Origin of the sequence: Klebsiella michiganensis, assembly GCA_000963575.1 — a bacterium.
Classification (GTDB): domain Bacteria; phylum Pseudomonadota; class Gammaproteobacteria; order Enterobacterales; family Enterobacteriaceae; genus Cedecea; species Cedecea michiganensis_A.
Window position 1 is genome coordinate 828,451 of the sequence record CP011077.1, and the last position, 13,094, is coordinate 841,544.

Consider the following 13,094-nt stretch of genomic DNA (forward strand, 5'->3'; position numbering starts at 1 on the left):
GCGCGAGTAGCTGATACAAAGTAATTGGTGAGAGATGGCTGAACCACGTTTCATTCACCTTCGGGTGCACAGCGACTATTCCATGATTGATGGGCTGGCTAAGACCGGGCCGCTGGTAAAAAAAGCCGCGGCGCTGGGGATGCCTGCTCTCGCTATCACCGATTTCACCAACCTCTGTGGGCTGGTCAAATTCTACGGCTCCGGCCACGGGGCTGGCATCAAGCCGATCATCGGTGCGGACTTCAACGTGGCCAACGAGCTGTTGGGCGACGAGCTTAGCCATTTGACGGTACTGGCCGCCAACAATGAAGGCTATCAAAATCTCACCTTACTGATTTCTCGGGCCTACCAGCGCGGCTACGGCGCGGCTGGCCCGATTATCGATCGTGAATGGCTGGTTGAGTTAAACGAGGGGCTGATCTTACTGTCCGGCGGACGCATGGGAGATATAGGCAAAAGCCTGCTTCGTGGAAACCAGCCGTTGGTCGATCAATGCCTGGAATTCTGGCAGCAGCATTTTGCCGATCGCTTCTATCTGGAGTTGATTCGCACCGGCCGCGTGGACGAAGAGAATTACCTTCACGCCGCCGTGGCGCTGGCCGATGAACGTGGGCTGCCGGTTGTGGCAACCAATGACGTTCGTTTTATTGATGCCGGTGACTTTGATGCCCACGAGATCCGCGTCGCGATCCACGATGGCTTCACGCTGGACGATCCTAAACGCCCTCGCAACTACTCCGCTCAGCAGTATATGCGCAGTGAAGAGGAGATGTGCGAGCTGTTTTCGGACATTCCGGAAGCGCTGGAAAATAGCGTCGAGATAGCTAAGCGCTGCAATGTTACTGTGCGCCTGGGCGAGTACTTCCTGCCGCAGTTCCCGACGGGAGAAATGACCACCGAAGACTTCCTGGTCATGAAATCTAAAGAGGGGTTAGAGGAACGTCTTGAGTTCCTGTTCCCGGACCCGGAAGTTCGTGCTCAAAAACGCCCAGAGTACGATGAGCGTCTGGACATTGAGCTGCAGGTTATCAACCAGATGGGCTTCCCCGGCTACTTCCTCATCGTGATGGAGTTTATCCAGTGGTCGAAAGATAACGGCGTGCCGGTCGGGCCAGGCCGCGGCTCTGGTGCTGGTTCACTGGTGGCCTATGCGCTCAAAATCACCGACCTTGACCCACTTGAATTTGACTTACTGTTTGAACGCTTCCTTAACCCGGAACGTGTTTCGATGCCTGACTTCGACGTCGATTTCTGTATGGAAAAACGCGACCAGGTGATCGACCACGTTTCCGAGATGTATGGGCGCGAGGCCGTTTCGCAGATCATTACCTTCGGTACAATGGCGGCGAAGGCGGTTATTCGTGACGTAGGTCGCGTACTCGGCCACCCTTACGGCTTCGTCGATCGCATCTCGAAATTGATCCCGCCCGATCCCGGTATGACGCTGGCAAAAGCCTTTGAGGCGGAGCCGCAGTTGCCTGAGATCTACGAGGCCGATGAAGAAGTTAAAGCGCTGATCGACATGGCGCGCAAGCTGGAAGGCGTCACGCGTAACGCCGGTAAGCACGCCGGGGGCGTGGTTATTGCGCCAACCAAAATTACCGATTTTGCGCCGCTTTATTGTGACGATCAGGGGCAGCATCCGGTTACCCAGTTCGACAAGAACGACGTTGAATATGCGGGTCTGGTGAAGTTTGACTTCCTCGGGCTGCGAACGCTGACGATCATCGACTGGGCGCTGAAAATGATCAACCCGCGTCGGGCAAAACAGGGGCTGGAGCCGATTGATATCGCTGCCATCCCGCTCGACGATAAGAAAAGCTTCGACATGCTGCAGCGATCGGAAACCACTGCGGTCTTCCAGCTTGAATCTCGCGGCATGAAAGACCTGATAAAGCGTCTGCAGCCCGACTGCTTCGAAGACATGATCGCACTTGTGGCGCTGTTCCGCCCTGGTCCGCTGCAGTCAGGGATGGTAGATAACTTCATCGACCGTAAGCACGGCCGTGAAGCGATTTCTTATCCGGACGTAGAGTGGCAGCACGAAAGTCTGAAGCCGGTACTGGAGCCAACCTACGGCATCATCCTGTACCAGGAACAGGTCATGCAGATTGCCCAGGTGCTTTCCGGTTACACCCTCGGCGGCGCGGATATGCTGCGTCGTGCGATGGGGAAAAAGAAACCGGAAGAGATGGCCAAGCAGCGCGGCACCTTTGAAGAGGGCGCGATCAAAAACGGCGTCGACGGCGAGCTGTCGATGAAAATCTTTGACCTGGTAGAGAAATTTGCCGGGTACGGCTTTAACAAATCTCACTCCGCCGCCTATGCTTTGGTTTCGTACCAGACGCTGTGGCTGAAGGCGCACTATCCGGCAGAGTTTATGGCGGCCGTTATGACCGCCGATATGGATAACACCGAGAAAGTGGTAGGCCTGGTGGATGAATGCTGGCGCATGGGGCTGAAAGTTCTGTCGCCGGACATTAACTCTGGCCTGTATCATTTCCACGTTAACGATGACGGGGAAATTGTTTACGGCATCGGGGCGATAAAAGGCGTAGGTGAAGGCCCGATTGAAGCCATTATTGAGGCGCGTAATCAGGGCGGGCATTTCCTCGATCTCTTCGATTTATGCGCGCGCTCCGATATCAAAAAGCTTAACCGCAGGATTCTGGAAAAACTTATTATGTCCGGGGCTTTTGACCGCCTTGGACCGCACCGTGCTGCACTGATGAACGCTTTGGGTGATGCGCTGAAAGCGGCCGATCAGCATGCGAAAGCGGAGGCTATCGGCCAGGCGGATATGTTCGGCGTACTGGCAGAAGAGCCAGAGCAGGTCGAAAAATCCTACGCCAGCGTTATCCCATGGCCGGATCAGGTCGTACTGGAAGGGGAGCGGGAAACGCTTGGGTTGTATCTAACCGGCCACCCGATTAACCAGTACCTGAAAGAAATTGAGCGTTATGTCGGTGGCATGCGCCTGAAAGAGATGCACCCGACAGAACGTGGTAAAATGACCACGGCTGCGGGTCTGGTGATTGCTTCGCGGGTTATGGTCACCAAGCGAGGTAATCGCATCGGCATCTGTACGCTGGATGACCGCTCCGGTCGTCTGGAAGTGATGTTATTCACAGATGCGCTAGAAAAATACCAGCATCTGCTGGAAAAAGACCGTATCCTGATCGTCAGCGGACAGGTCAGCTTTGATGACTTCAGCGGAGGGCTTAAAATGACGGCCCGCGAGCTGATGGACATCGACGAAGCCCGTGAAAAGTACGCGCGTGGGCTTGCTATCTCGCTGACGGACAGGCAAATTGATGACCAGCTTTTAAACCGTCTCCGTCAGTCTCTGGAACCCCATCGTTCGGGGACAATTCCAGTACATCTCTACTATCAGAGGGTGGATGCACGAGCCCGGTTGCGCTTCGGTGCGACATGGCGTGTTTCCCCTAGCGATCGTTTACTTAACGATTTGCGAACGCTGATTGGTTCGGAGCAGGTGGAACTGGAGTTTGACTAAAACAGGAATATTATGAGTCTGAATTTCCTTGATTTCGAACAGCCGATTGCAGAGCTGGAAGCGAAAATCGATTCCCTGACGGCCGTTAGCCGCCAGGATGAAAAACTGGATATTAATCTGGACGAAGAAGTGCAGCGTCTGCGCGAGAAAAGCGTTGAGCTGACCCGCAAGATCTTCGCTGATTTAGGCGCATGGCAGATTGCGCAACTGGCGCGCCATCCGCAGCGTCCGTACACCCTGGATTACGTTCGTCTGGCTTTTGATGAGTTCGACGAACTGGCCGGCGACCGTGCCTATGCCGACGATAAAGCTATCGTGGGGGGTATTGCTCGTCTGGAAGGTCGTCCGGTGATGATCATTGGTCATCAGAAAGGGCGTGAAACCAAAGAGAAAATCCGTCGTAACTTCGGTATGCCGGCACCAGAAGGTTACCGTAAAGCGCTGCGTCTGATGGAAATGGCTGAACGCTTTAACATGCCGATCATTACCTTCATCGATACTCCGGGTGCTTATCCGGGCGTTGGTGCCGAAGAACGTGGTCAGTCTGAAGCGATCGCCCGCAACCTGCGCGAAATGTCCCGCCTGAAAGTACCGGTCATCTGTACCGTTATTGGTGAAGGTGGCTCCGGTGGTGCATTGGCCATTGGTGTGGGTGACAAAGTGAACATGCTGCAGTACAGCACCTATTCCGTTATTTCCCCGGAAGGCTGTGCGTCCATTCTGTGGAAAAGCGCGGATAAAGCCCCGCTGGCTGCAGAAGCGATGGGGATCATTGCTCCTCGCCTGAAAGAGCTGAAGCTTATCGATACCGTCATCCCTGAGCCTCTGGGCGGCGCGCACCGCAACCCGGAAGTGATGGCTGCTTCCCTGCGAGCACAGCTGCTGGCGGATCTGGCTGATCTTGACGTGCTGAACAAAGACGAGTTGTTGAACCGTCGTTATCAGCGTCTGATGAGCTACGGCTACGCCTGATTTTATGCTGTACAGTAGCGATAAGGGTCGGATTTTCCGGCCCTTTTTGCATTTATCGCTTCATGGAAAACCCCATTGCGCTATGCTTAGCCAAGTGATTTTCCAGGAGGTGAACATTGAATACTATTGCGATTATGGGGCCGCACGGCGTTTTCTATAAAGACGAGCCCATTAAGGAACTGCATCGCGCGCTGGAGCTACAGGGCTTTCAGCTCATCTACCCGACCAACAGTACCGATTTGCTTAAGCTGATTGAGCATAACCCTCGTATCTGCGGCGTCGTCTTTGACTGGGACGAATACAGTCTCGATTTGTGCAGCGAAATCAACTTGCTGAACGAAAACTTGCCTCTGTATGCGTTTATCAATACGCATTCTTCTTTGAACGTTAGCGTGAATGAAATGCGCATGGCGCTGTGGTTCTTCGAGTATGCGTTGAGCGCGGCCGACGACATCGCCCTGCGTATTCGCCAGTACACCAACGAGTATCTGGATACCATTACGCCGCCGCTGACCAAAGCGCTGTTCACCTACGTAAAAGAGGGAAAATATACCTTTTGCACGCCGGGGCACATGGCCGGCACCGCCTACCAGAAAAGCCCGGTCGGGTGCCTGTTTTACGACTTCTTTGGCGGTAACACGCTAAAGGCGGATGTGTCGATTTCGGTGACGGAACTGGGCTCATTGCTTGACCATACCGGCCCTCATCTTGAGGCGGAGGAGTATATTGCCCGCACCTTTGGCGCCGAGCAAAGCTATATGGTGACCAACGGTACTTCGACGTCGAACAAGATTGTTGGCATGTATGCCGCGCCTTCCGGTAGCACGATTCTGGTCGATCGTAACTGCCATAAATCACTGACCCATTTGCTGATGATGACCAACCTGGTGCCGATCTGGCTGAAGCCTACGCGTAACGCGCTGGGGATACTGGGCGGCATTCCACAGCGTGAATTCACTCGCGAAAATATCGAAAAAAAGGTTGCTGAAACACCGAATGCGCATTGGCCAGTGCATGCGGTTATCACCAATTCAACCTATGACGGGCTGCTGTACAACACCGATTTCATCAAGAAAACGCTGGATGTACCGTCGATTCACTTCGACTCCGCCTGGGTGCCTTATACCAACTTCCACCCTATTTATCAGGGGAAAAGCGGCATGAGCGGTGACCGGGTGCCAGGGAAAATTATCTATGAAACCCAGTCAACCCATAAACTGCTGGCGGCGTTCTCTCAGGCTTCGCTGATTCACATTAAAGGTGATTACGATGAAGAGACTTTCAACGAAGCCTACATGATGCATACCACCACATCCCCGAGCTACCCGCTGGTGGCCTCGATTGAAACTGCCGCGGCGATGCTGCGCGGTAACACCGGTAAGCGGCTGATTAACCGCTCCGTTGAGCGCGCGCTGCATTTTCGTCGTGAAGTGCAGCGCCTGCGTGAAGAGTCTGAAGACTGGTTCTTCGATATCTGGCAGCCCGATCATGTTGATGAGGCTGAGTGCTGGCCCATTGCACCCGGTGAGGAAGACTGGCATGGCTTTAGGGAGGCCGATGCGGATCACATGTATCTCGATCCTATCAAAGTCACTATTTTGACGCCGGGCATGAGCGAGCTGGGGGAGATGGCAGAAGAGGGGATACCGGCGGCGCTGGTGGCCAAGTTCCTCGATGAGCGAGGCGTTGTCGTCGAGAAAACGGGCCCGTATAACCTGTTGTTCCTGTTTAGCATCGGTATCGATAAGACAAAAGCGCTAAGCCTGCTGCGTGGGCTGACGGAGTTTAAGCGCTCTTACGATCTTAATCTGCGGGTGAAGAACATGCTCCCGGATCTTTATGCGGAAGATCCGGACTTTTATCGAAATATGCGCATTCAGACGCTGGCGCAGGGGATCCACAAGCTGATTAAGCAACATAATTTGCCAGACCTGATGCTGCGAGCTTTTGATGTTCTACCAGAAATGCGTATGACGCCGCACGAGGCTTATCAGCAGCAGGTGAAAGGCAACGTCGAAACGGTAGAGATAGAGGAACTGTTGGGCAGAGTATCGGCCAATATGATCCTGCCTTATCCGCCTGGCGTGCCGGTGGTGATGCCCGGAGAAGTGATCACCAAAGAGAGCCGGGCGGTGCTCGACTTCCTGCTGATGCTGTGCTCGGTTGGGGAGCATTATCCGGGCTTTGAAACGGACATCCATGGAGCAAAACTCGGTGAGGACGGCGTCTACAGAGTACGAGTCTTAAAAGAGGCTTGAGCGCTTGCTTTGCAGGGAAGCGATGATTACCTTGCCTGAAGTGACTAAGGAGATTTTATGCTGGGCTTAAAGCAAATTCATCACGTCGCGATTATCGCGTCGGACTACGAACGAAGTAAGCAATTCTATTGTGATGTGCTGGAGTTTACGCTCGAAGCGGAAGTTTACCGCAAAGAGCGGGACTCCTGGAAAGGCGATCTGGCGCTGAATGGCCAGTATGTTATTGAACTGTTCTCCTTCCCGTTTCCTCCCGTACGTCCAAGTCGACCGGAGGCCTGCGGGCTTCGTCACCTGGCATTTAGCGTGGAAAACATCGACCAGTCGATTACGCATCTGGAAAGCCACGGAGTGAAATGCGAGCCTATTCGCATCGATCCCTATACCAATAAGCGCTTCACGTTCTTCAGCGACCCCGATGGCCTGCCGCTGGAACTTTATCAGCAGTAGACCTTGCCAGCGTCACGAATGCCCGGTAATTTGCCGGGCAAATCCTTAGTAACGACGAGCCATGACTATCCGTGAACTTCAGTCTTTTCTGCATCCTCACCGCCAGTTACTGGTGGCGTTTAGCGGTGGGCTGGATTCGACCGTGTTGCTGCATCAACTGGTGACTCTGCGCGATACCCTGCAACCCGAACTGAATATCAGGGCAATGCATATCCACCACGGACTAAGCCCGAAAGCAGATAGCTGGGTAGAGCATTGTCAGGCGCTGTGTGCGAAATGGCGCGTACCCTTTGCAGCGGCTTATGTCCAGTTACCTTCTGGTGGACAGGGGATTGAAGGAGAGGCGAGGGCCGCTCGCTATCAGGCGCTTTCTGGCTCGCTTTTGGCAGACGAAGTATTACTGACGGCGCAGCATCTGGACGACCAGTGTGAGACCTTCCTGCTGGCGCTTAAGCGCGGCAGCGGTCCTGCCGGGCTGGCGTCGATGCCTGCGATTTTGCCTTTTAGCGACACATTATTACTGCGTCCACTGCTGACGACGTCCCGTGCACAGCTCGAGGAGTGGGCCTGTGCTCACCGGCTAAGCTGGATTGAAGACGAAAGTAACCAGGACGATAAGTATGACCGGAATTTCCTGCGTCTGAGGATTGTTCCTCTGTTGCAGCAGAGATGGCCCCATTTTTCCCGCAGCGTTGCCCGCAGCGCGGATTTATGCGGTGAGCAGGAACAGCTTCTTGATGAACTGCTTGCCGAGCAGCTGGGGCAGTTAATGTCGGAGCAGGGCGCGCTGCGTATTGACCCGATGCTGACGATGAGCGATGCCCGGCGATTTGCCCTGCTGCGACGCTGGCTGGCCCACCATCGCGCTGCGATGCCGTCCCGGGCTTCTCTGCAGCGTTTATGGCAGGAAGTCGCTTTAAGTCGGGAAGATGCAAACCCTCGCCTCCGCCTGGGCGAGCATGAAATCAGGCGCTTTCAGGGGGAACTGTATTGGGTTCCGCTGCTGAACATCGATCGGGAAAAAAGCTATTTATGGCCTGCGCCTTACCGCCCGCTGCATCTCCCCGGGGCAGGAACGTTTTCTCTCAGCGATAAGGGAATGGCGGTACGCGCACCAGCAGAGGGCGAAATTGTTAGCCTGCGTTTTAAGGCTCCGGGTTTGCTGCATATCATCGGCCGGGATAAAGGGCGAACGCTAAAAAAAATTTGGCAGGAGCTACGTATTCCTCCGTGGGAGCGTGACGCCACGCCGCTGCTGTTTTATGGCGAGCAACTTATCGCTGCACCGGGCATTTTTGTCACTCGCGAAGGGCAAGCTACGGAACATTCATGCTGGCACATAGACTGGCAAAAGGGAGTTGAGCAATGAAAAAAGTCGTACTGCTGCTTGGGCTAACGGCCTGCAGTTTATCCGTTCTGGCGAAAGGCGATCCACAGGCCGGGGAAGCAAAGGCCATGACCTGCGTTGCCTGCCATGGCATGAGTGGGAAAGCGTCTGCGCCGCTTTATCCGAATATTGGCGGGCAGAGTGAAGCCTATCTGGAGCATTCGCTTCAGGCTTACAAAAAAGGGGAACGGAGCGGTGGGCAGGCTGAAATCATGAAGGCTTACGTCAGCGGGCTTTCAGACGAGGATATCAGTAATTTAGCGGCGTACTACGCCTCAATGAAGCCCTAAACAAAACGGGCAGCCATGAGGGCTGCCCGTTTTGTTTGAGATGGGGTGACCAGATTTATTCGACGCTCACCACGATAGTGCCAATTTCGGGGTGGCTAAAGCTGTTAATTTTATCGAGGCGTAACTCACGCGTGGCGCCGGCATTATCGACAATCAGATATTCGACGTTTTTACGAGAAACCAGATCGCTCGCTTTGGCTTTCAAAACCTCCCCGTCTTTTAGCTCCAGCGTCAGTAACAAATGATGCTGGCAGGCGAGCTCGAGATTGTCATAATCATCACAGTTGATGGGTTGATACGCATCATTCATTGACATAATCGCTCACCAGTAAGTTCGCGGCAGCATAAGCCGCCTGTTCCCTGACCGACTCTGAGACGGCCTCGCTGGAGGCAACTTCGTTCAGAGCCTTCAATACGCATCCTAAGGCATCAGGAATATAGCCTAAATCACCGCTGGCAATTTCCGCGTAGCGTTGCCGAACTAATTCACAATAATTTTCCATATACCCTCCTCTCAGAGTCCCGACTTCAGACCTACTCGTGGGGTCAAGTCTAAGCCTACGAAGATAAACTCTGTTTAGCAAGGTGACTATACCACAGCAATGTAACCGATATCAGCCACGCAAATATACCCGTCATACTTCGAGCCGCAGGTGCGTTATTTCGCTACAATAGCGCGTAATTGTGTATGGAGAAGTATGATGGCGTTAAAAGCGACAATTTATAAGGCGACGGTGAATGTGGCCGATCTCGATCGTAATCGGTTTCTGGACAGCAGCCTGACGCTGGCGCGTCATCCTTCGGAAACGCAGGAGCGTATGATGCTGCGCCTGCTGGCGTGGATTAAATATGCGGATGAGCGACTGGAATTTACCCGTGGCCTCAGCGCTGAAGACGAGCCGGAAATCTGGCGCAAGAACGATCACCTTGGCATCGATTTGTGGGTAGAGCTAGGGTTACCGGAAGAACGTCGGGTGAAAAAAGCCTGTAGCCAGGCGGCTGAGGTGGCATTGTTTACCTATAATAGTCGTGCGGCGGAGATTTGGTGGCAGCAAAACCAGAACCGCCTGAGCCAGTTTAAAAACCTGTCCATCTGGTATCTGGATGACGCACAGCTGGCGAAGTTAAGTGAGTTTGGCACCCGCACCATGAACCTGCAGGCGACAATTCAGGATGGCGCAATCTGGCTGTCTGACAGCGAGAATAATCTGGAAATTCACTTTACAGCCTGGCAGCAGCAATGATTTTCGTGTCGCGAACGGTAATTATCCCGGACAATGAGGTGACGATTACCGCGATTCGCGCCCAGGGGGCTGGCGGGCAGCATGTGAATAAAACCTCAACGGCTATTCATTTGCGCTTTGATATCCCTGCCTCTAGCCTGCCAGAGTCGTATAAGATACGTCTGCTGGCGGTAAGTCACCATTTAATTACCCCTGAGGGTGTGGTGGTGATTAAAGCCCAGGAATACCGAAGCCAGGAGATGAACCGCGAAGCGGCGGTGGCTCGTCTGGTTTCACTGATACAAGAACTCACCGTAGTGCAGAAGAGCCGCCGGGCCACAAAGCCGACGCGGGCTTCTAAAGAGCGGCGTCTGGCCTCGAAGGCACAGAAATCGACAACCAAAGCACTACGTGGCAAAGTTCGTCGTCATCCGGAGTAGCGACGAACGTTAGGACAACGGCATAAGGAATAAAGCATGAAGAAGAGTCTTCTGGCAGCGTTGGCAGCGCTCAGCCTGTTCACGCTATTTGGCTGTAATAATCGTACGGAAACGCAAACCTTGATCCCCGCTCAGGCGGCGGAACTCAAACCGATGCAGCAGAGCTATCGCGGCGTAGTACCCTGTGCGGATTGTGAAGGGATTGAAACCTCGCTGTTCCTGGAAAAGGACGGCACCTGGGTAATGAATCAGACCTATCAGGGAAGGGGAGCCTCATTTGCCAGCTACGGTAAATGGGCGCGTACTGCCGACAAGCTGGTCTTAACCGACAGCGAAGGCGAGAAGCAATATTTCCACCCTAAAGGCGACAGCCTGGTGATGCTGGATCGCGAAGGCAATCCGATTGAATCGCAGTTCAACTACACGCTAAAAGCGGTGGATGCGAAGCTGCCGTCAACGCCAATGCCGATGAAAGGCAAGTATAAATACATGGCTGACGCGGCGGTATTCCAGGATTGTGCGACCGGTAAAACCTTTGCCGTTGCGGATAACGCCGAGCTGGAAAGAGCCTATGCGGCAGCGCGCGGCAAGGACAACGCGCCAATCCTGCTGGTGGTAGAAGGGCACTTCACCCTACAGGCCTCTCCTGACAGCGGGGAACTACAGAAAGCGCTGGTGGCCGATAAAGGCGCGAAGTTTAAGCCCGGCAAAGAGTGTAACGACTAAAACAAAAAGCCCGTCCAGATGGACGGGCTTTTTTATGGTCAACGGCGAATTAGCCTTTGATCTGCTTCACCAGGAAATCAACGATCTCGCTGGTTTTGATCATCTGCTTCTCACCGGCGCGGCGATGTTTGTATTCGATCTCTTCGTTGTCGAGATTGCGGTCGCCAATAACGATAGTGTGAGGAATGCCAATCAGTTCCATGTCGGCAAACATCACGCCTGGACGCTCTTTACGGTCATCCAGCAGCACATCGATACCCTGCGCGCGCAGCGTCGTATACAGCTCTTCGGCCAGTTGCTGGACGCGGAAGGACTTGTGCATGTTCATTGGCAGAATCGCAACGTGGAACGGGGCGATAGCATCCGGCCACAGAATACCGCGGTCATCAAAGTTCTGTTCAATCGCGGCAGCGACCACGCGGGTTACACCGATACCATAGCAGCCCATAGTCAGCGTCTGGTTACGGCCATCTTCGCCCTGAACCGCGGCTTTCAGCGCTTCAGAGTACTTGGTGCCCAGCTGGAAGATGTGACCCACTTCGATGCCGCGTTTGATCATCAACGTGCCTTTGCCATCCGGGCTTGGGTCGCCGGCCACCACGTTACGGATATCCGCGACTTCCGGCAGCGCAACATCGCGTTCCCAGTTAATGCCGATAAAGTGCTTGCCGTCGATGTTTGCGCCAGCGGCGAAATCGCTCATTGCGGCAACGCTGCGGTCAATCACAACCGGAACTGGCAGATTGATTGGGCCCAGGGAACCAGGACCGGCTTTCACGATGTCGCGAATTTCTTGTTCGGTGGCGAACGTCAGCGGGCTTGCTACCTGCGGCAGCTTCTCAGCCTTCACTTCGTTAAGCTCGTGATCGCCACGGACCAGTAAAGCAACCAGCGGGTAAGCGCTGCCTTCGGTGGCTTTCACCAGCAGAGTCTTAACCGTTTTCTCGATTGGCAGGTTGAACTGCTCGACCAGCTCGGCGATGGTTTTGGCATTCGGGGTGTCGATCTGGCTCATTTCAGCGGTTGGCGCTGCGCGGCCTGAGGCAGGTGCTAACGCTTCTGCGAATTCGATGTTTGCCGCATAATCTGAGCTGTCAGAGAAGATCACATCATCTTCCCCGCTTTGTGCCAGTACCTGGAACTCATGGGAAGCGCTGCCGCCGATGGAGCCGGTATCCGCCTGAACGGCGCGGAAATCCAGACCCATGCGGGAGAAGATCTTGCTGTAAGCCTCATACATTTTGTCGTAGGTTTCCTGCAGGGATTCCTGAGACGTATGGAACGAGTAGGCGTCTTTCATCAGGAATTCGCGGGAACGCATAACGCCAAAGCGTGGGCGTACTTCGTCACGGAATTTGGTCTGGATCTGGAACAGATTCAGCGGCAGCTGCTTGTAGGAGCTGAGCTCATTGCGAATCAGGTCGGTGATCACTTCTTCGTGGGTTGGACCCAGCACGAAAGGACGTTCGCCGCGATCAACAAAGCGCAGCAGCTCCGGGCCGTATTGCTCCCAACGTCCACTCTCCTGCCACAGGTCAGCGGGTTGAACCACCGGCATGCACATTTCGATAGCACCGGCGTTGTTCATTTCTTCACGCACGATGTTTTCGACTTTCTTCAGGACGCGCAAACCGGTCGGCAGCCAGGTGTATAAACCGGAGGCCAGCTTACGGATCATCCCGGCGCGCAGCATCAGCTGGTGGCTGACTACTTCAGCGTCGGCAGGTGTCTCCTTCAGAGTGGAGAGCAGGTATTGGCTAGTACGCATGTTGTTACGGTTCCATTTGAACGGCAGAGCGCAGGCCACCGGCGGCCTGCTTCAAAAAAAGTGGTT

The 13,094-nt window shown here is 54.3% G+C and carries 12 protein-coding genes; 9 read left to right on the forward strand and 3 right to left on the reverse strand.

Annotation, left to right across the window (positions count from 1 at the left end):
* Positions 1-34 precede the first annotated feature (34 nt).
* From dnaE to VW41_03915, 6 genes are all read left to right on the forward strand, one after another.
* Positions 35-3,517 (forward strand): DNA polymerase III subunit alpha, encoded by a 3,483-nt coding sequence (gene dnaE, locus VW41_03890; GenBank protein AJZ88251.1) that lies wholly within the window; start codon positions 35-37, stop codon positions 3,515-3,517.
* Between the two features lie 12 nt (positions 3,518-3,529).
* Positions 3,530-4,489 (forward strand): acetyl-CoA carboxylase subunit alpha, encoded by a 960-nt coding sequence (locus VW41_03895; protein ID AJZ88252.1) that lies wholly within the window; start codon positions 3,530-3,532, stop codon positions 4,487-4,489.
* A 116-nt stretch (positions 4,490-4,605) separates the two neighbouring features.
* The gene (locus VW41_03900; protein ID AJZ88253.1) at positions 4,606-6,747 is read left to right on the forward strand and encodes a lysine decarboxylase LdcC; all 2,142 of its coding nucleotides are present in this window, start codon (positions 4,606-4,608) and stop codon (positions 6,745-6,747) included.
* Between the two features lie 57 nt (positions 6,748-6,804).
* Positions 6,805-7,194 carry a lyase gene (locus tag VW41_03905; GenBank protein ID AJZ88254.1) on the forward strand — a complete coding sequence of 130 codons (390 nt, stop codon included), beginning with the start codon at positions 6,805-6,807 and terminating at the stop codon, positions 7,192-7,194.
* Positions 7,195-7,255: 61 nt separating this feature from the next.
* Complete coding sequence (gene tilS, locus VW41_03910) at positions 7,256-8,563, forward strand: tRNA(Ile)-lysidine ligase (GenBank protein ID AJZ88255.1); 1,308 nt, start codon at positions 7,256-7,258, stop codon at positions 8,561-8,563.
* Positions 8,560-8,871 (forward strand): cytochrome C554, encoded by a 312-nt coding sequence (locus VW41_03915; protein AJZ88256.1) that lies wholly within the window; start codon positions 8,560-8,562, stop codon positions 8,869-8,871. Before tilS ends, VW41_03915 begins: the two co-directional genes overlap by 4 nt.
* A gap of 55 nt (positions 8,872-8,926) precedes the next feature.
* Here the strand turns inward: VW41_03915 and VW41_03920 are convergent, their stop codons facing one another.
* A complete protein-coding gene (locus VW41_03920) occupies positions 8,927-9,187 on the reverse strand; it encodes a Rho-binding antiterminator (GenBank protein AJZ88257.1) in 261 nt (86 codons plus the stop codon).
* Positions 9,174-9,374 (reverse strand): hypothetical protein, encoded by a 201-nt coding sequence (locus VW41_03925; GenBank protein ID AJZ88258.1) that lies wholly within the window; start codon positions 9,372-9,374, stop codon positions 9,174-9,176. The genes VW41_03920 and VW41_03925 overlap by 14 nt, the downstream gene beginning before the upstream one ends.
* 198 nt (positions 9,375-9,572) lie before the next feature.
* On the opposite strand from VW41_03925, the gene VW41_03930 reads away from it, so the two are divergent.
* The 3 genes from VW41_03930 to VW41_03940 are packed head-to-tail and all read left to right on the forward strand — an operon-like array spanning position 9,573 to position 11,260.
* A complete protein-coding gene (locus VW41_03930) occupies positions 9,573-10,115 on the forward strand; it encodes a hypothetical protein (protein ID AJZ88259.1) in 543 nt (180 codons plus the stop codon).
* Positions 10,112-10,534: a hypothetical protein gene (locus tag VW41_03935; protein AJZ88260.1), complete on the forward strand. Its 423-nt coding sequence runs from the start codon at positions 10,112-10,114 to the stop codon at positions 10,532-10,534. Before VW41_03930 ends, VW41_03935 begins: the two co-directional genes overlap by 4 nt.
* A 36-nt stretch (positions 10,535-10,570) precedes the next feature.
* A complete protein-coding gene (locus VW41_03940; protein AJZ88261.1) occupies positions 10,571-11,260 on the forward strand; it encodes a copper homeostasis protein in 690 nt (229 codons plus the stop codon).
* Between the two features lie 49 nt (positions 11,261-11,309).
* Here VW41_03940 and VW41_03945 read toward each other — a convergent pair whose 3' ends face one another.
* The gene (locus tag VW41_03945) at positions 11,310-13,028 is read right to left on the reverse strand and encodes a proline--tRNA ligase (protein ID AJZ91846.1); all 1,719 of its coding nucleotides are present in this window, start codon (positions 13,026-13,028) and stop codon (positions 11,310-11,312) included.
* Positions 13,029-13,094: the final 66 nt, after the last annotated feature.

Bases quoted from the DNA above. Each gene is read 5' to 3' on its own strand.
- dnaE (AJZ88251.1), top strand. From the start codon at position 35: ATGGCTGAACCACGTTTCATTCACCTTCGGGTGCACAGCGACTATTCC.
- VW41_03895 (AJZ88252.1), top strand. From the start codon at position 3,530: ATGAGTCTGAATTTCCTTGATTTCGAACAGCCGATTGCAGAGCTGGAA.
- VW41_03905 (AJZ88254.1), top strand. From the start codon at position 6,805: ATGCTGGGCTTAAAGCAAATTCATCACGTCGCGATTATCGCGTCGGAC.
- tilS (AJZ88255.1), top strand. From the start codon at position 7,256: ATGACTATCCGTGAACTTCAGTCTTTTCTGCATCCTCACCGCCAGTTA.
- VW41_03915 (AJZ88256.1), top strand. From the start codon at position 8,560: ATGAAAAAAGTCGTACTGCTGCTTGGGCTAACGGCCTGCAGTTTATCC.
- VW41_03920 (AJZ88257.1), bottom strand. From the start codon at position 9,187: ATGTCAATGAATGATGCGTATCAACCCATCAACTGTGATGATTATGAC.
- VW41_03925 (AJZ88258.1), bottom strand. From the start codon at position 9,374: ATGGAAAATTATTGTGAATTAGTTCGGCAACGCTACGCGGAAATTGCC.
- VW41_03930 (AJZ88259.1), top strand. From the start codon at position 9,573: ATGGCGTTAAAAGCGACAATTTATAAGGCGACGGTGAATGTGGCCGAT.
- VW41_03935 (AJZ88260.1), top strand. From the start codon at position 10,112: ATGATTTTCGTGTCGCGAACGGTAATTATCCCGGACAATGAGGTGACG.
- VW41_03940 (AJZ88261.1), top strand. From the start codon at position 10,571: ATGAAGAAGAGTCTTCTGGCAGCGTTGGCAGCGCTCAGCCTGTTCACG.
- VW41_03945 (AJZ91846.1), bottom strand. From the start codon at position 13,028: ATGCGTACTAGCCAATACCTGCTCTCCACTCTGAAGGAGACACCTGCC.